The following is a 16,588-nucleotide window of genomic DNA, read 5'->3' as shown; positions in this document are numbered from 1 at the left end:
ACATCAGTCGCGCCCAGGACGCGGCCGGTCGGAGCCGGTGGCTCAGACGGCGGCCGGGTCCTCCTCGACCAGGAGGTTGCGGGTGCGGTTCGGGTCCACCTGGATGCCGGGGCCGATCGTGGTGGAGACGGCGGTCTTCTTGATGTAGCGGCCCTTGGCGGCGGCCGGCTTGGCCCGGAGGACCTCCTCGAGCGCGGCGCCGTAGTTCTCGACCAGCTGCTCATCGGTGAAGGAGACCTTGCCGATGATGAAGTGCAGGTTCGAGTGCTTGTCGACGCGGAACTCGATCTTGCCGCCCTTGATGTCGTTGACAGCCTTGGTGACATCGGGGGTGACGGTGCCGGTCTTGGGGTTCGGCATCAGGCCACGGGGACCGAGCACGCGGCCGAGGCGGCCGACCTTGCCCATCAGGTCCGGGGTGGCGACGACGGCGTCGAAGTCCAGACGGCCCTTGGCGACCTCGTCGATGAGCTCGTCGGAGCCCACGATGTCGGCGCCCGCAGCACGCGCGGCCTCGGCACGGTCACCGGTCGCGAAGACCAGGACCCGGGCGGTCTTACCGGTGCCGTGCGGGAGGATCACGGTGCTGCGGACCATCTGGTCGGCCTTGCGCGGGTCGACGCCCAGACGCATGGCGACCTCGACGGTGCCGTCGAACTTGGTGGTGGAGGTCTCCTTCGCGAGGCGGATGGCCTCGAGGGGAGCGTAGATCCGGCTGCGGTCGACCTTGGCGTCCGCGGCCTTGAGAGCCTTGCTGCGCTTCACTGCTTCTCCTGAAGGTGAATGAGGAGTCGTGGTCATGCGGGCCGCGCGGGCCCTACCACGGTGGACTAAGGGGCTGGTCAGCCCTCGACGGTGATGCCCATCGACCGGGCGGTGCCGGCGATGATCTTCGCCGCGGCGTCCAGGTCGTTGGCGTTCAGGTCGGGGAGCTTGACCGTGGCGATCTCGCGGACCTGGGCGCTGGTGAGCTTGGCGACCTTGGTCTTGTGCGGCTCGGCCGAGCCCTTGTCCACACCAGCGGCCTTGAGGATCAGGCGGGCGGCCGGCGGGGTCTTCGTGATGAAGGTGAAGGAACGGTCCTCGTAGACCGTGATCTCCACCGGCACGATCATGCCGCGCTGCGACTCGGTCGCGGCGTTGTAGGCCTTGCAGAACTCCATGATGTTGACGCCGTGCTGACCCAGCGCGGGGCCGACCGGCGGGGCCGGGTTGGCGGCACCGGCGTTGATCTGGAGCTTGATGAGCCCCGTGATCTTCTTCTTCTTGGGAGGCATTTCTCTCCGGGTCCTTCCGAGAGGTGATTGCTGGTGTGTCCGTGGCGGGCGCGACAGCCCACCGGGCGGACACACATCGGACCAGGCTAACGCGGATGCGCCGCTGGACCAAAACGAGTTCGGGGGCGGGGCCGAAGCCCCGCCCCCGAACCCGGAGACCGTGCTAGTTCTTCTGGATCTGGTCGAACGACAGCTCGACCGGGGTCTCCCGGCCGAAGATCTCGACCAGGCCCTTGACCTTCTTCGAGTCCGGGTTGATCTCGTTGATGGTCGCCTGCAGGGTGGCGAACGGACCGTCGGTGACGGTGACCGAGTCGCCGACCTCGAAGTCGAGCACCTGGACCTCGACCGGGCGGACCGGGGAGGCCTTGCCGGCGTCCTTGGCCGCCTGGCGCTCGACGTCCGGGGCGAGCATCTTGACGACCTCGTCCAGGGTCAGCGGGTACGGGTCGTAGGCGTTGCCGACGAAGCCGGTGACGCCCGGGGTGTTGCGGACCACGTTCCAGGACTCGGCGTCCAGCTCCATGCGGACCAGCACGTAGCCGGGGAGCTTGTTCTGCCGGATGGTCTTGCGGTCGCCGTTCTTGATCTGGACGACCTCTTCCTGCGGCACGGCCGACTCGAAGATGCGGTCCTCGACGTTGAGCGAGACCGAGCGCTGCTCCAGGTTCTGCTTCACGCGGTTCTCGTAGCCGGCGTAGGTGTGGATGACGTACCACTCGCCCGGCGCGCGGCGCAGCGTCTCGCGGAACTCGGCGACCGGGTCGCTCTCGCCGGCCGGCTCCTGCTCGGCCTCGTCGGCCTCGTCGGAGGCCTCCTCGGTGCCGGTCTCCTCGGCGGCGGTCTCGTCCGCGGCCTCCTCGGCGACAGCCTCGTCCTCGGTCACCTCGTGCAGCGCGTCGAGCTCGGCCGGGACACCCGCCTCGGCCTCGTCGGCAGACTCGACCTGGTCCTCGTCGGCGTCGGCGGCGTCCAGGATGTCCTCGGCAGCCTCGGCGTCAGCAGCCTCGGCCGCGACATCCGCCTCGCGGACGGTCTCGTCGGCGTCGTACAGGGGGGACTCAGACACGGTCGCTGCTTCTTTCCTGGTTGTGGAGATGGAACGGCTCCGGGCCGCCCGGCCGCCCTGGGGCGTACGGGCGGGAAAGTCTCGGATACCTCAACAGTACCGAGTCAACGGTAGCGGGCTCGTCCGGTCGGCGCAGACAGCTCGACCCGGGCGGCCCCCTTCCGTGTGGAGGGTGCCGACCCGGGTCGGGTGTCGCTGGCTGCCGAGCCGGTCAGCCGAAGATCCACAAGCTGAGCTTGGAGAAGCCGTAGTCCACGCCGTAGACCAGCATCATCATCACGATGACGAAGGTGACCACGACGGTGGTGTACTGCACCAGCTCGCTGCGGGTCGGCCAGACGACCTTGCGGAGCTCGGCGATGATCTGGCGGTAGAAAACGGCGGTCCGGGCGAACAGGCCCTTCTTGGCCCGCTTGCCGGGGCGCTTCGCGCCGTCGCCGCCGGCGGCCTTGTTGGCACGCCTGCGCTCGCGCCGGGAGAGCGACTTGTCGTCGGCAGGCGTGGTTTCGTCCGCCGCGCCGTCGGCCCCCTCGGGGTTGCCGCTCTCAGGCGTTGCGGTGGAGCCCGTGGTCTCCGTCACTCGTCCTCACCTGAATCCGGGTCCTGCCGAGCGCGTCCCGCGTGTGTAGCCACGCAGGCGATCCGGCGAAAGCAGTGCTTGGTGGGGCCCTCTCCGCATCAAGCCCGCTCGCTCTGTGGAGCGAACGGGCTCGGTACGGATCAAGCTGCAGGGCACGAGGGACTCGAACCCCCAACCGCCGGTTTTGGAGACCGGTGCTCTACCAATTGAGCTAGTGCCCTTCGGTACCTCGCGGCACCGGACTGCGCCCAAACCTACCGCATCCGAGCCACTGCGTGGTGTACGCCTTGGCGGATCCGCACCTCGGGAGCCATCGAGCAGTGAGTGTACGTGTTCTTGAGCGTTTGGTCGAACCTCATTCACCTGGGCACCACTCCCGCTCCGGCGGGGACACATCGTGGACGCCGCCGTACGCATACTGGAACCGTCGTGCCCGCGGGCCGCCGTCTCTGGGACGATGCAGACATGAGCGCTCCCACCCCCGCCAACCGTCCTGCCGACCGCCGGGTCTCCGCCCGGGTCGGCGCCATCGCCGAGTCCGCCACCCTCGCCGTGGACGCCAAGGCCAAGGCCCTCAAGGCGGCCGGCCGTCCCGTGATCGGCTTCGGCGCCGGCGAGCCGGACTTCCCGACCCCCGGCTACATCGTCGAGGCCGCCGCCGCCGCCTGCCACGACCCGAAGAACCACCGCTACACGCCGGCCGGCGGGCTGCCCGAGCTCAAGGCCGCAATCGTCGCCAAGACCCTGCGCGACTCCGGCTACCGGGTGGACGCCTCCCAGGTGCTGGTGACCAACGGCGGCAAGCAGGCCATCTACGAGGCCTTCGCCGCGATCCTCGACCCGGGCGACGAGGTGATCATCCCGGCGCCGTACTGGACCACCTACCCGGAGGCCGTGAAGCTGGCCGGCGGTGTGCCGGTCGAGGTGGTGGCCGACGAGACCACCGGCTACAAGGTCTCGGTCGAGCAGCTGGAGGCCGCCCGCACCGAGAACACCAAGGTGGTGCTGTTCGTCTCGCCGTCCAACCCGACCGGCGCCGTCTACACCGCCGCCGAGGCGGAGGCGATCGGCCGCTGGGTGCTGGAGCACGGCCTGTGGGTGCTCACCGACGAGATCTACGAGCACCTGGTCTACGGCGGCGCCGAGTTCAGCTCGCTGCCGGCCCTGCTGCCCGAGCTGGCCGACAAGTGCCTCGTGGTCAACGGTGTCGCCAAGACGTACGCCATGACCGGCTGGCGGGTGGGGTGGCTGATCGGCCCGAAGGACGTGGTCGGCGCCGCCGCCAACCTGCAGTCGCACGCCACCTCCAACGTCTCCAACGTGGCCCAGCAGGCCGCGCTGGCCGCGGTGGCCGGCGACCTGACCGCGGTCGACGAGATGCGGACCGCCTTCGACCGGCGCCGCAGGACCATCGTGAAGATGCTCAACGAGATCGACGGGGTGTTCTGCCCCGAGCCCGAGGGCGCGTTCTACGCCTACCCGTCGGTCAAGGGCCTGCTGGGCAAGGAGATCCGCGGCAAGCGCCCGGCGACCTCCGCCGAGCTGGCCGCGCTGATCCTGGACGAGGCCGAGGTCGCGGTCGTCCCCGGTGAGGCCTTCGGCACCCCCGGCTACCTGCGCCTGTCGTACGCGCTCGGGGACGCCGACCTGGTCGAGGGGGTCAGCCGGCTGCAGAAGCTGCTGGGCGAGGCCCGGGACTGACCCGGCACCCGGACACGGCCGCCCCTCGTCACCCCTTCGGGGGATGTACGGGGGGCGGTTCCCGTTCGGGGTGGTGATGCGGCAGGATCGGTGAATGGATCGCCTGCGTGATGTCCGAAGCCTGCCCAAGGCCCACCTGCACCTGCACTTCACCGGTTCGATGCGCCCCGCCACGCTGTTGGAGCTGGCCGACCGGCACGGGGTGCGGCTGCCCGAGGCGCTCAGCTCCGGCGAGCCCCCGCAGCTGCGGGCCACCGACGAGCGCGGCTGGTTCCGCTTCCAGCGGCTGTACGACACGGCGCGTTCGGTGCTGCGGGACGAGTCCGACATCCGGCGGCTGGTCCTGGAGACCGCCGAGGACGAGCGGCGGGACGGCTCCCGCTGGCTGGAGATCCAGGTCGACCCGACCTCGTACGCGCCCCGGCTCGGCGGGCTGACGCCGGCGCTGGAGCTGATCCTGGACGCGGTCGAGCACGCCGCCGACTCCACCGGGGTCGGGATCCGGGTGCTGGTGGCGGCCAACCGGATGAAGTCGCCGATGGACGCCCGCACGCTGGCCCGGCTGGCGGTCCGGTACGCCGACCGGGGGGTGGTCGGGTTCGGGCTGTCCAACGACGAACGCCGCGGGATGGCGCGGGACTTCGACCGGGCGTTCAAGATCGCCAGGGACGGCGGGCTGCTGGCCGCGCCGCACGGCGGCGAGCTGGCCGGGCCGGAGTCGGTCCGCGACTGCCTGGACGACCTGGGGGCCGGCCGGATCGGGCACGGCGTGCGGGCCGCCGAGGACCCGCGGCTGATGCAGCGGCTGGCGGACCGGCAGATCACCTGCGAGGTCTGCCCGTCCTCCAACGTCTCGCTGGGCGTCTACGAGCAGGCCGCCCTGGTGCCGATGCGCACCCTGTTCGACGCCGGGGTGCCGATGGCGCTGGGCGCGGACGACCCGCTGCTGTTCGGCTCCCGGCTGGCCGACCAGTACCGGCTGGTGCGCGAGGTGCACGGCTTCTCCGATGCCGAACTGGCCGAGCTGGCCAGGCAGTCGGTGCGCGGTTCGCGGGCGCCGGAGACCGTCCGGAAGGAGCTGCTGGCCGACATCGACGCCTGGCTGGCCGGGTAGTCCGGCGGGGCGGGCCCTACAGCCGGACGCCGACCATCACCGGCTCGTTGACGAGCTCCACGCCGAAGGCGGCGTGGACGCCGTCGCGGACCTCGCGGGCGAGCGCGAGCAGGTCCTCGGTGGTGGCGCCGCCGCGGTTGGTGAGCGCCAGGGTGTGCTTGGTGGAGAGGGTGGCCGGGCCGGTGCCGTGGCCCTTGCGGAAGCCGGCGTGGTCGATCAGCCAGGCCGCCGAGGTCTTGGTGCGGCCGTCGGGTGCCGGGTAGGCGGGGGCGGTGCGGTCGCCGAGCCGGGCGGTGAAGGCGGCGTACTGCTCGGGGTCGAGGACCGGGTTGGTGAAGAAGGAGCCCGCCGACCAGGTGTCGTGGTCGGCCTCGTCGAGCACCATGCCCTTGCCGGCCCGCAGCTTCAGCACGGTGTCGTGGGCGAGCCGCAGGTCCACCCGCCGATCGGCCTCCACCCCGAGGGTCCGGGCCACCTCGGCGTACTTGACCGGGGAGGACTGCCCGGCGGCGTCCTCCAGGGCGAAGGTGACCCGGAGCACCACGTAGCGGTCGGGGTCGGCCTTGAAGCGGCTGTGCCGGTAGGAGAAGCCGCACTCGGCGTTGGTCAGGGTGACCCGCTCGCCGGCGGTCCGGTCGTAGGCGAGGACCTCGGTGATGACCCCGGAGACCTCCTGGCCGTAGGCGCCGACGTTCTGCACCGGGGTGGCGCCCGCCGAGCCGGGGATGCCGGCCAGGAACTCGATGCCGGCCAGGCCCCGGTCGACCGAGCGGGTGACCGCGTCGGCCCAGACCTCGCCGGCGGCCAGCTCCAGCCGGGTGCCCCGGAGGTCGAAGCCGGTGGTGGCGATCCGCAGCACGGTGCCGTCGAAGCCGGCGTCGCCGATGACCAGGTTGGAGCCGCCGCCGAGGACCAGCAGCGGCTCGCCCGCGGCGTCGGCCGCGCGGACGGCCTCGACGACCTCGTCGTCGGTCCGGGCGGTGACCAGGCGGCGGGCGGGGCCGCCGAGCCGGAGGGTGGTCAGCGGGGCGAGCGGCGCGTTTTCGAGTACCTGCACGCCCACCACGGTATACGGGCGCGGAGCGTGGTCGGCACAGCCCCGGAAAGAACTTGGAGAGATACACTATCCATATGGCCGGTCCGGGCCTGTCGGCTTTCGGGACGGGGATGCGATGCGCATCGGGGAGCTGAGCAAGCGGGCCGGCGTGCCGGTGCCCACCATCAAGTACTACGTGCGGGAGGGCCTCATCCCGGGCGGCGAGCGGATCGGTCCGAACCAGGCCCGGTACGGCGAGGAGCACATCCACCGGCTGAAGCTGGTGCGGGCGATGGTCGACGTCGGCAAGCTCTCGGTGGCCGCCACCCGGGAGGTGCTCAGCGCGATCGACTCCCCCGGCAGCAGCCTGCACGACGTGCTGGGGATCGCCCAGGCGGCGGTCACCCCGCAGGTGACGGCCGGTGACCGGGCCGTCTGGGCGGCCGCCGAGCACGAGGTGGCCGAACTGGTGCGGCGGCGCGGCTGGGTGGTCAAGGAGAGCAACCCGGCCCGGCAGGCACTGGCCCAGCTGGTGGTGACCTTCCGCGACCTCGGCCAGCAGGACCTGCTGGCCATCCTGGACGACTACGCGAGCGTGGCCGAGCGGCTGGCCGCCGCCGAACTGGCCGCCATCGGGCACCGGGAGGGCGTGGACAGCAAGGTCGAGGGCGCGGTGCTGGGCACCGTGCTCGGCGACGCGCTGATCGGTGCGATGCGCAGGCTGGCCCAGGCGGACGCGTCGCACCGGGCGTTCCACACGGCCGTACCCGGCTGAGCCGCGGACGGTACCGGCAAGGACGGGGGCGGACGACCGGGTGGTCGTCCGCCCCCGTGGTGCGGGCCGGTGGTACGGGCCGGTGGTACGGGCCGGTGCGCCGTCAGACGCCGGCCGGCGCCGGCTCGTCGGCCGGGGACGGCGCGGCCGGCAGCTCGGCCGGGCGCGGCGGGCGCGGGATGAACAGCGCGCAGACGCCGCCGAAGAGCACCACCGCGACGCCGACCCAGACCGCCGGGTGCAGGCCCTTCACGAAGTCGGCGGCGCTGGCCTCGCTGCCGTGCGCCAGGAAGACGCTGCTCAGCACCGCGATGCCGAAGGCGCCGCCGATCTCCCGGACGGTGGTGTTGGCGCCCGAGGCCTTGCCGCGGTGCTCCGGACCGACCGCGCCGAGCACCACGGCGGCGGTCGGCGCGATGGCGAAGCCCATGCCCGCGCCGGCCACCAGCATGGCGCCGACCAGGTGGGAGTACGGGGTGTCGGCGGTGGCCGCCAGGTTGATCCAGGCCAGGCCGGCGGCCTGGAGGAAGAGGCCGAGCGCCATCAGCCGCCCGCCGCCGACCCGGTCGGTGAGCGCGCCGGCCACCGGGGCGATGAACATCGGCATCAGGGTCCAGGCCAGGGTGAGCACCCCGGCGTGCAGCGGGGTGCGGTACGGGGCGATCTGGAGGTACTGGGAGAGGAAGAAGATCGACCCGAAGACGCCGAAGTACATCGTCGCGGAGACGATGTTGGTGAGGGTGAAGGCGCGGATCCGGTAGAAGGAGAGCGGCAGCAGCGGGTGGGTCTGGCGGCGCTCCCACAGGACGAACGCGGCCAGCAGCACGGCGCCGGCCACGAAGGCGGAGACGATCTTCGTGGAGGTCCAGCCGTCGGTGCTGCCGTTGACGATGCCCCAGACCACGGCGAGCAGGCCGGCGGCGGCCAGCAGCATGCCGATCAGGTCGAGGCCGGCCCGCTCGCCCTTGCTCTCCTTCAGCACCTTGAAGATCAGCGGGATCGCCACGATGCCGACCGGCACGTTGATCCAGAAGATCCACTCCCAGGCCAGGCCGTCCACCACGGCGCCGCCGACCACCGGGCCGAGCGCGATGGCGAGACCGCTGACCGCGCCCCACAGGCCGAGCGCGAGGCTGCGCATCTTCTCCGGGACGGCCTGCGAGAGCAGGGTCAGCGAGAGCGGCATGACGGCGGCCGCGCCGAATCCCTGGACGGTGCGGGCGGTGATCAGCTCACCGCTGGTGTCCGCCAGGCCGCAGGCGATCGAGGACAGGGTGAAGATCGCGATGCCGATGGTGAAGACCTTCCGGCGGCCGAACCGGTCGCCGAGCGCGGCGCCGATCAGCAGCAGGCAGGAGAAGCTCAGCACGTAGGCGTTGACGAACCACTGCAGGTCCTTGGTGTCGGCCTTGAGGTCGACGGCCAGGGTGCGCAGTGCGGTGGAGACCACCAGGTTGTCCAGCGCCACCATGAACATCGGCACGCTGCACGCGACGATCGACAGCCAGAGCGGGACCTTGGGCCCCTGCGCGGCGGGGCTCGGGGAGCCGGCCGCCGTCGGATCGGACGAAGCCATGACTTCTCTCCTTCGAGGGTGCTTCGGAAGCGATGCGGGGTCAGGCGCCGGCGTCCGCGGCGTCGGCCTGCGCCTGGTCGGCGAGGTGCTGCTTGGCATCGGCCCAGGTGATCGGGAGCTGCTCGACCGGGACCTCCCAGAAGGTGAAGGTGGAGTCCTTCATGGTCGGCCGCAGCGAGGTCATCACGGAGTAGTGCGGTTCGGTCTTGGCGTAGGTGTAGAGGTCCTGGCGGGTCTCCCAGGCGGAGAGCGTCCAGAAGGTCCGCTTGAGCGGCTGGGCGATCAGCGAGGCGCCGAGCGCGCCGGGGGCGGTGCGCACCTGCTTCCAGGCGGCGAGGGACTTGAGGAAGAACCGCGGCACGTCCTTGAACGAGCGGACCTCCAGCCGGGAGGCCATGACCAGCGCCCGGGTCTGCGGGCGGGCCGGGTTGGGGGTGGTCCAGGGAAGCGTGGGCATGGCGGCCTTCCTCTCTCGTCGGCTCGGCGCGCGGCGGAGCCCGTACCGCCCGAGCTGGTGCCGCCCGAGTCGATAGTAGAACCTAGCGCTATCCATTATAGGGAGCGGTGAGACCTGATCGCCAGTGACAAGACGGGCGGGGCCGGCCCGCTCCGGCCGACCCCGCCCCCGCCCGTCCGGGGCTCAGGCGCCGAGCTCCCTGAGCAGCTGCTCGGCCGCCTCCAGGCCGGAGGAGAACGCGGCCTCGTGCGAGCCGATCTGGTCGTGGTGCAGCTGCTTGGAGTGGAAGTACGAGCCGGCCAGCTTTACCCGGGTGCCCTCGTTGACCTGGTAGATGGTCTTCTGCAGGGTGCGCAGGTCCATGTCGATGACCGGGTGCTCGTACGGCAGCTCCTTGATCACCAGCTCCTGGCGCAGCGGACGCGGGTAGTCCAGGGTGACGAAGTAGTCCCGCTCGGACTCGAAGCCGTGCAGCCGGTTCATGTAGTAGACGACGTACGGGCGGACCTCGCCGTCGACCACGACCTTGCCGTAGTTCCAGTTCTCCCAGCGTGAGCGGTCCTCGGGCATCACCGAGGCGTCGGTGTGCAGCACCACGCTGGACGCGTTGTAGCGGATCTTCGCCAGGGTCCGCCGCTGCAGCTCGGTCGGGTCCGCGAGCAGCGCCCTGGCCTGGTCGCCGTGGACGGCGAGGACGGCGTGGTCGAAGCGCTCGGTGCCGGCCGCGGTGGTGACGGCGACCCCGTCGGGCAGCGCCCGGACCTCGGTGACCTTCTCGGTCAGCCGCAGCTTGGGGTCGATCGCGGCCAGCGCCTTTCGGACGTAGGTGATCGAGCCGCCGCCCACGGTCCGCCAGTCCACCTTGGCGCCGCCGAGGCCGCCCTCGTCGTGCGCCATGAAGAAGGCGATCACGGTGGTGGCGGGCATCTCCCAGATCAGCTCGGCCGGCACCGACCAGACCGCGGTGCACAGCAGGATCACGTACCCGTGCCGGAACTCCTGGCTGTAGCCGCCCCGGTCGAGGTACTCGCCGAGCGGCAGGTCGGTGCGCTTGCGCAGGAAGTCCTTGCGGCCCTCCTCGTGGAAGCGGCGGGCCTCGCGCCGGATGGTGAGGAACTCCTGCGGGTAGCGGCCGGCCGCCTCCTCCTCGGGCAGCGCCATCTCCTCGGTCCCGAACTGCAGCCCGGAGTCCAGGTCGAAGAAGTTGAAGCCGCCCTGGTGCTGGCGGAACGGCACGTCGAGTTCGTCGAAGAAGCGGCTGAGGTTGGGGTAGCTGGGCCGGTTGAAGATCACGAACGCGGTGTCGATGCCCAGGATCCGGCCGTCGTCCTCCACCTCGACGGTGTTGGCGTGGCCGCCGGGCCGGTCGTCCTGCTCGAAGACGGTGAGCTCGGCGTGCTCGCGCAGGCGGTAGGCGGCGGAGAGGCCGGAGACACCGGCGCCGATGACCGCGACCCGGGGCTTGATCGGTGCTGACATGGCAGAGTCCTTAGCTGGCTGGGGCGATGGGGAGGTCGGTGCGGGAGCCGGTCTCCAGGACCGGCCCGAGGACGGCGAGGCCGGCCAGCTGCTGGAGCCAGGCGCAGGTGCCCCGGCGCAGCTCCTGCCGGCAGGCGGGGCAGACCTTCAGGTCCCGGTCGAGGTGGTGCGCGGGGACCTCGGTCCGGCAGTTCGGGCAGGGCAGGCGGCGGGTCGCGGAGGGTCCGGCGGTGGGTCTCGGCATGGCTCGACTCCTGGCTGGTCCGGAGTTCGGTGCTGGTGTCGGTACGCGTTCCCGGGCGGGTTCTGGTCCCGGCGCGCTCAGGTCCCGGCGCGCTCAGGTCTCGGCGAGGCTGAGGTCCCCGCGCTCGGCGAGGCGGAACTGCCAGTGCGAGAACAGCCGGTTCTCCCGGTACATCCGCTGCAGCACGGCCATCACCTCGTCCACCACCCGGCTGTCGGTGACCGCCTCGTGCGGGCGCAACTGCTTGCGCAGCCGTTCCAGTTGGAGCAGCAGCAGGGCTCCGCTGGGCAGCGGGTCGGTCATCGCGCCGGCCGAATGCACATAGGTGTGCAGGCAGGCCGCGACGGCGTGCAGCAGGCAGTACTGCTTGGCCAGGTCGAAGAGTTCGGCCGACTGGCCGTACTCGCGGCCGAGTTCGGCCCGCAGCGCGGCGCAGCCGTCGCGCAGCACGGCGGTGTGGTCGAGCAGCTCGCCCGCCACGTCGGCGGCCCGGGTCAGCCGGTCGCGTTCGTCGCCCTTGGCTGCGGCGGCCAGCACCCGAAGTTCGGCGAGGGCGGCCGGGGCGGCGAGCAGCGCGTCGTCCCGGCCGCGGCTGAACAGCTGCTGGTCCCAGGGCCGGTAGAGCGGCAGTTCGCGGTCGGTCCCGTAGAGCGTGGCGACCCGCTCCTCGGCGGCGGCGCGGGCCTCGGGCGAGGGGTCGGCGGCCGTGGCGAGCAGGCCGTCGAGCTGGAGGGCGAGGTTCTTGAGGTTGACCACGGTGTTGCCGTCGGCGAAGTTGGCCACCAGCATGTCGCGGAGCATCTTCTGGTGGATGCCGTAGTGCGGTTCGGCGCGCAGGTAGAAGCGGGCGCCCAGCACGATGTTGAGCTGGGACATGGTGCTCTCCAGCACGGTCGGGACGAAGTACTTCACCGCCGAGGACCAGACGCTGGCCTGCTCGGGCACCAGCTGGAGGCTGCGCACCGCCCCCAGGCTGACCGCGTCGGCGGTCATCAGGTCGGCGAAGCACTCGGCCAGCTGCCGCCGGGAGTACGGGATCTCGCTGACCGTGCGGCCGAAGATGACCCGGCGCTCGGTGAAGTCCAGCGTGATCCGCAGCGCGGTGTCGACCGCCGAGAGCGCGATCGAGCCGATCAGGGTGCGGGCGACCTGGGAGGTCTGCAGGGCGATCTCCAGGCCGGCGCCCTCGGCGCCGAGCCGGGCGGAGTCGGGGACGAAGACCCGGTCCAGCCGGATGCCGCTCATGTCCAGGGCGCGCAGGCCGTGCAGGCGCTCGTTGGGGAGCTCCTCGACCGCGCCGGCCGGGGTGCGGCGCTTCTCCAGCAGGAAGATGGAGTAGCCGGCCGGGCCGCCGGTGTCCTTGGTGCGGGCGAAGACGCTGAGGCCGTCGGCCACCCGGGCGTTGCCGATCAGCCACTTCTCGCCGGTGAGCAGGTAGCCGCCGGGGACCTTCTCGGCCTTGAGCTCGTTGCTGAGCACGTCGCTGCCGTGGCTGCGCTCGGACAGGCCCCAGGCGTACCGGCTGCCCTGCCGCATGGCGTCGCTGAGGTACTGCTTCTGCTCGTCGGTGCCGGCGATCCAGGCGGGCAGGAAGGCCAGGCTGGTGATGATCAGCGCGGTGGCGGTGGTGGGGTCGCGGCGGGCGATCAGGCGCAGCAGGTTGAAGCCGGTCTCGACGTCGCCGGCCCGGCCGCCCTGGGCCTCGGGGATGTTGTACTCGTGCACGCCCCAGCGCTGGAGCAGGTTGACGAAGCCGTACGGGTACTCCTCGCGTTCGTCGTGGTCGAGGACGGCCGCGAACGGCATCCGGGCGTCGGCGTCGTGCGGGTCGCCCAGGTACTCCTCCAGTTCGGCGGCGAGGGCGGGCAGATCGGTGCTGGTCACCGGACCTCCGGTTCGGGATGGCTGCATCGGTCACACCCCCGGGCGGGCGAGCGGTACGGGCGCCGCGGCGAACATCCGGTGTTCGCGGCGCAGGTCGAGCAGGACGTCGAGGGCGGGCAGCAGGTGTTCGGCGGCGCGCCGGACCGGCTGCTGGTCGGCCCGGGCCAGCAGGTAGCCGAGGCAGGCGCCGAGCCAGTCGGCGGAGCCGGGCTTCTGCCCGTAGAGGGGCAGGTGCCGGCCGGCCCACCAGAGCTGGAGGCAGCAGGCGGCGGCGTGCAGCCAGGCGAACCGTTCCGCCAGGTCGGCCGGGCCGGTGCCGCCGGGTGCCCCGGCGGCCTCGGCGGCCTCCGCGGGCAGGCCCCGGACGGCGGCCAGCAGCCGCTCGGCCAGCGCGGCGACCGCCGGGGAGCCGGCCTCGGCGAGCGCCCGGGCCGCGGGGGTGGCGACCGCGGCCAGGGTGCCGGTGGGCAGGTCCCGGCCGCGGGCGCTCAGGTCGAGCCGGCCCGGGTCGTACGGCGGGAGTTCCCGGTCCAGGGCGAAGACCGTCCGGGCGGCCTGTGCGTCCCCGTCGCCGGCTTCGGCGGCCGCGGCGAGCGCGGGCAGCTGGCCGGCGAAGGAGCGCAGGTTGGCCAGGGTGCTGGTGTCGACCACCCGGACCAGCGCGGCGTCGCGCTGGAGCTTCTGGAACAGCCCGCCGCCGGGGCCCTCGGTGCGCAGCACCGAGCGGGTCGCCAGGGTGGCGCCGCAGCGGGCGATGGCGTCCTCGGCCGCCTCGGCCACCACGTGCTTGGCCGCGCAGCCCCAGACGCTGAACTGCTCCGGTGCGACGTGGATGCCGCGGGCGGCCGCCAGCGCGACCGCGTCGGCGGACAGCAGGGCGGCCGCGGCGACGGCCAGTTCGCGCCGCTGGTAGGGCGAGTCGATCAGGAGGGTCCGGCCGGTGCGGCGTTCGGCGGCGAAGTCCAGGGTGAGCCGTAGCGCGGTGTCGGCGCAGCCCAGGCTGCCGGCGGTGCTCATCAGCCGGACCACCTGCTGGGCCTTGACCGCGACCTCCAGCGCCTGGCCGGGGCGGCCGACCAGCTGGTCGCGGCCGACCGGCAGAGCGTCGAACCGGGGGTGGGCGAAGTCGATGCCGCGCATCCCGCCGGTGGCCACCGGCGCGCCGCGCCGCAGCCCGTCGGCGGTGGTGGTGAGGTCGAGCAGGACGGCGGTGAAGGCGCCCGGTCCGCGCTCGCCGGTGCGGGCGACCACGTACATCGCCTCGCAGCGCTGTCCGAGGCCGACCATCCACTTCCGGCCGGTCAGCCGCCAGCCGTCGCCGTCCGGTTCCAGCCGGGCCTCGTTGGCCAGCAGGTCGCTGCCGTGCCCGGCCTCGGAGAGCGCGAAGCCCACCGCGCCGCCGCGCCGCAGCAGGCCGGCCAGCCACTGCTGCTGCCCGGGTGAGCCGTGCAGCCGCACGCAGGTGGCGGCGGTGATGGAGAACATGGTGGCGGGCATGGTGTTGAGGTCGCGCCGGGCCGCCGCGCGGACCAGCAGCAGGCTGCGGTCGAAGGACTCGAAGCCGCCACCCCACTCGGCCGGCAGGTGGTCCAGGTGGAAGCCGGCCTCCCTGAGCACCCCGGCCAGTTCGTCCGGGAACTCCCCGCGCTCGTCCCGGCGGACCGCCGCGGCGAAGCCGTACTGGCTCGAGGCGTCCGCCGGGTCGCCGAGGAGCAGTTCCAACTCGGCGGCCTTGCGTACCAGTCGGTCGATCACAGGGCACCGCCCAGGGCCGCCACCGGGGATTCCAGCGGCACCGGCCGGTAGTCGGCGACGGCGGCCGGCAGGTGCACCCCGGCGGTGCGCAGCGCGGCCACCCGGGTGTGGAAGGCGGCGCCGCGCATCAGGTGGTGGGCGACGTCGGCGACCCGACGGTTGCCGGGTGCCTTGAGGTAGCTGGCGGTGACCCAGTCGTTGAAGCTGCCCATCGCCGGGCCGCACCAGATCTGGTAGTCCAGGGTGCGGTCCGGGTCGCCGACGGTGGACCAGCGCGAGGACATCCCCAGGTACCAGCGGAAGACCAGCGCCATCCGGCGCTTGGGGCTGTCCTGGGCGCGGGCCAGCTGCTCGGGGTCGCGGCGGCTGAAGTAGCCGACGCACTCCTGCCAGACCTCCTCCAGCGGACGCCGGAAGACCTGCGCCTCCAGCCGGGCGCGCTCCTCGACCGGGAGCTCCTCCAGTCCGCCGTGGGCCTGGTAGAGCTCGTACAGCTTCTTGGCCCGCATCGGGAACAGCGTGCCCTTCTTGAGCACCTGGAGCTCGACGCCCAGTTCGAACATGTCGGCGGCCGGGGCCATCTCGCAGTCCGCGATGCCGGCCTCGGCCAGCAGCGTCTTGGTCGCCTTGGAGGCGCCCGACTCGACGCAGGACTGGTTGACCGAGCCGGTGACCACGTACGCCGCGCCCATCGCGAAGGCCGCGGCGACCGCGATCGGGGTGCCGAGCCCGCCGGCCGCGCCGACCCGGATCGGCTGCGGGTAGCGGTGTTCGCGCTGCACGCCGTCGCGCAGCCGCAGGATGCTGGGCAGCAGCGCGGGCAGCGGGCGTCGGTCGGTGTGGCCGCCGGAGTCGGCCTCCACGGTGATGTCGTCGGCCATCGGCACGTACTTGGCCAGCTCGGCCTGGAGCGGGGTGATCAGGCCCTGGGCGAGCAGGGCGCTGACGGTCGCGGCGGGCGCCGGTCTCATGAAGCGCTCGGCGGTCTCGGTCCGGGAGATCTTGGCGATCACCCGGTGTTCGGCGACCACCTGGCCGCCCTCGCCCTGCCGCAGGCCCGCCAGCCGGTAGCGGACGATGTGCGGGCTGAGCGCCATGAACGCGGACGCCTCCACGCAGCGCACGCCGTGCCGCAGGAACAGGTCGACGGCCTCGCGCTCCAGCCGTTCCTCGCTGGGGCTGTGGATCAGGTTGACGGCGTACGGCAGGCCGGGGATCTCGGCGGCGAACCGGCCGAGTGCCTTCGCGATGCTCTCCGGCAGCAGGCCGGCCGCGCCGAAGGAGGCCAGGAAGCCCTCCCGGGCGAGCGCGATCACCATGTCGGCGGAGGCGATGCCGCCGGCCATCGCGCCCGCCAGGTACGGCTGGCGGACGCCGTGCGCGGCCAGGAAGGCCGCCGAGCCGAGCCGCTGCGGCGGCAGCGCGGCGACCGCCGCCAGCAGCGGCAGGCCGTCCCCGGCGCCGGCCGCGACCGGGCGGCCCTCGCCTGCGGCGCCGATGCCGCGCGGGGTGCGGACCACGAAACAGGGCCGTTCCAGGTCGGCCAGCACCTGGTAGACGCCGGCCGGGTCGGTACTGGGGTACTGCTCCCCCTGCCAGAGCAGTGGTGTCTGCGGGTGGTTCATGTCGGTTCGCTCTCCT

General features: G+C 72.4%; 15 protein-coding genes and 1 tRNA gene. 3 read left to right on the top strand and 13 right to left on the bottom strand.

Features of this window, described 5'->3' with window-relative positions; all coding sequences use genetic code 11:
- Positions 1-42: 42 nt before the first annotated feature.
- The 5 genes from rplA to AB0D08_RS14105 form a co-directional block, all read right to left on the bottom strand.
- Positions 43-765, bottom strand: coding sequence for a 50S ribosomal protein L1 (gene rplA / locus AB0D08_RS14125; protein WP_033822217.1), 723 nt, complete (start codon positions 763-765; stop codon positions 43-45).
- Positions 766-842: 77 nt separating this feature from the next.
- On the bottom strand, positions 843-1,277 hold the full coding sequence (gene rplK / locus AB0D08_RS14120; RefSeq protein WP_033822218.1) for a 50S ribosomal protein L11: 435 nt from the start codon (positions 1,275-1,277) through the stop codon (positions 843-845).
- A gap of 163 nt (positions 1,278-1,440) precedes the next feature.
- Positions 1,441-2,346 (bottom strand): transcription termination/antitermination protein NusG, encoded by a 906-nt coding sequence (nusG, locus tag AB0D08_RS14115; RefSeq protein WP_033822219.1) that lies wholly within the window; start codon positions 2,344-2,346, stop codon positions 1,441-1,443.
- A gap of 211 nt (positions 2,347-2,557) precedes the next feature.
- Positions 2,558-2,926 carry a preprotein translocase subunit SecE gene (gene secE / locus AB0D08_RS14110; RefSeq protein ID WP_033822220.1) on the bottom strand — a complete coding sequence of 123 codons (369 nt, stop codon included), beginning with the start codon at positions 2,924-2,926 and terminating at the stop codon, positions 2,558-2,560.
- A 148-nt stretch (positions 2,927-3,074) separates the two neighbouring features.
- Positions 3,075-3,147, bottom strand: a tRNA-Trp gene (locus AB0D08_RS14105).
- A gap of 244 nt (positions 3,148-3,391) precedes the next feature.
- Here AB0D08_RS14105 and AB0D08_RS14100 point away from each other — a divergent pair.
- Entirely contained in the window at positions 3,392-4,627 is a 1,236-nt protein-coding gene (locus AB0D08_RS14100; RefSeq protein WP_033822221.1) for a pyridoxal phosphate-dependent aminotransferase, read from the top strand.
- Between the two features lie 94 nt (positions 4,628-4,721).
- Complete coding sequence (locus AB0D08_RS14095) at positions 4,722-5,741, top strand: adenosine deaminase (protein WP_033822222.1); 1,020 nt, start codon at positions 4,722-4,724, stop codon at positions 5,739-5,741.
- A 16-nt stretch (positions 5,742-5,757) separates the two neighbouring features.
- Here AB0D08_RS14095 and AB0D08_RS14090 read toward each other — a convergent pair whose 3' ends face one another.
- The gene (locus AB0D08_RS14090; protein ID WP_033822223.1) at positions 5,758-6,798 is read right to left on the bottom strand and encodes a UDP-N-acetylmuramate dehydrogenase; all 1,041 of its coding nucleotides are present in this window, start codon (positions 6,796-6,798) and stop codon (positions 5,758-5,760) included.
- A gap of 115 nt (positions 6,799-6,913) precedes the next feature.
- On the opposite strand from AB0D08_RS14090, the gene AB0D08_RS14085 reads away from it, so the two are divergent.
- A complete protein-coding gene (locus AB0D08_RS14085; protein ID WP_033822224.1) occupies positions 6,914-7,552 on the top strand; it encodes a MerR family transcriptional regulator in 639 nt (212 codons plus the stop codon).
- Between the two features lie 103 nt (positions 7,553-7,655).
- Here the strand turns inward: AB0D08_RS14085 and AB0D08_RS14080 are convergent, their stop codons facing one another.
- The 7 genes from AB0D08_RS14080 to AB0D08_RS14050 all read right to left on the bottom strand — a co-directional run bounded on the left by AB0D08_RS14080 (position 7,656) and on the right by AB0D08_RS14050 (position 16,572).
- The gene (locus AB0D08_RS14080) at positions 7,656-9,128 is read right to left on the bottom strand and encodes an MFS transporter (protein WP_082526772.1); all 1,473 of its coding nucleotides are present in this window, start codon (positions 9,126-9,128) and stop codon (positions 7,656-7,658) included.
- A gap of 40 nt (positions 9,129-9,168) precedes the next feature.
- Entirely contained in the window at positions 9,169-9,585 is a 417-nt protein-coding gene (locus AB0D08_RS14075; protein ID WP_359888627.1) for a DUF3291 domain-containing protein, read from the bottom strand.
- A gap of 183 nt (positions 9,586-9,768) precedes the next feature.
- Positions 9,769-11,064, bottom strand: coding sequence for an FAD-dependent oxidoreductase (locus tag AB0D08_RS14070; protein ID WP_033822226.1), 1,296 nt, complete (start codon positions 11,062-11,064; stop codon positions 9,769-9,771).
- Between the two features lie 10 nt (positions 11,065-11,074).
- Positions 11,075-11,308 carry a hypothetical protein gene (locus tag AB0D08_RS14065; protein WP_033822227.1) on the bottom strand — a complete coding sequence of 78 codons (234 nt, stop codon included), beginning with the start codon at positions 11,306-11,308 and terminating at the stop codon, positions 11,075-11,077.
- A gap of 93 nt (positions 11,309-11,401) precedes the next feature.
- Positions 11,402-13,192 (bottom strand): acyl-CoA dehydrogenase family protein, encoded by a 1,791-nt coding sequence (locus AB0D08_RS14060; protein WP_359888625.1) that lies wholly within the window; start codon positions 13,190-13,192, stop codon positions 11,402-11,404.
- Positions 13,193-13,222: 30 nt separating this feature from the next.
- On the bottom strand, positions 13,223-14,947 hold the full coding sequence (locus tag AB0D08_RS14055; RefSeq protein WP_359888623.1) for an acyl-CoA dehydrogenase family protein: 1,725 nt from the start codon (positions 14,945-14,947) through the stop codon (positions 13,223-13,225).
- Positions 14,944-16,572 (bottom strand): PfaD family polyunsaturated fatty acid/polyketide biosynthesis protein, encoded by a 1,629-nt coding sequence (locus tag AB0D08_RS14050; protein ID WP_359888620.1) that lies wholly within the window; start codon positions 16,570-16,572, stop codon positions 14,944-14,946. Before AB0D08_RS14050 ends, AB0D08_RS14055 begins: the two co-directional genes overlap by 4 nt.
- Positions 16,573-16,588 lie beyond the last annotated feature (16 nt).

The sequence above is a fragment of the Kitasatospora sp. NPDC048540 genome (assembly GCF_040651175.1).
In the GTDB taxonomy this organism is placed as follows: domain Bacteria; phylum Actinomycetota; class Actinomycetes; order Streptomycetales; family Streptomycetaceae; genus Kitasatospora.
This window is presented reverse-complemented; position numbering and strand designations above follow the sequence as displayed.

Excerpts from the sequence above, each read along its gene's own strand:
- rplK (WP_033822218.1), bottom strand. The coding sequence starts at position 1,277 with ATGCCTCCCAAGAAGAAGAAGATCACGGGGCTCATCAAGCTCCAGATC.
- AB0D08_RS14100 (WP_033822221.1), top strand. The coding sequence starts at position 3,392 with ATGAGCGCTCCCACCCCCGCCAACCGTCCTGCCGACCGCCGGGTCTCC.
- AB0D08_RS14095 (WP_033822222.1), top strand. The coding sequence starts at position 4,722 with ATGGATCGCCTGCGTGATGTCCGAAGCCTGCCCAAGGCCCACCTGCAC.
- AB0D08_RS14085 (WP_033822224.1), top strand. The coding sequence starts at position 6,914 with ATGCGCATCGGGGAGCTGAGCAAGCGGGCCGGCGTGCCGGTGCCCACC.
- AB0D08_RS14080 (WP_082526772.1), bottom strand. The coding sequence starts at position 9,128 with ATGGCTTCGTCCGATCCGACGGCGGCCGGCTCCCCGAGCCCCGCCGCG.
- AB0D08_RS14075 (WP_359888627.1), bottom strand. The coding sequence starts at position 9,585 with ATGCCCACGCTTCCCTGGACCACCCCCAACCCGGCCCGCCCGCAGACC.
- AB0D08_RS14070 (WP_033822226.1), bottom strand. The coding sequence starts at position 11,064 with ATGTCAGCACCGATCAAGCCCCGGGTCGCGGTCATCGGCGCCGGTGTC.
- AB0D08_RS14065 (WP_033822227.1), bottom strand. The coding sequence starts at position 11,308 with ATGCCGAGACCCACCGCCGGACCCTCCGCGACCCGCCGCCTGCCCTGC.
- AB0D08_RS14050 (WP_359888620.1), bottom strand. The coding sequence starts at position 16,572 with ATGAACCACCCGCAGACACCACTGCTCTGGCAGGGGGAGCAGTACCCC.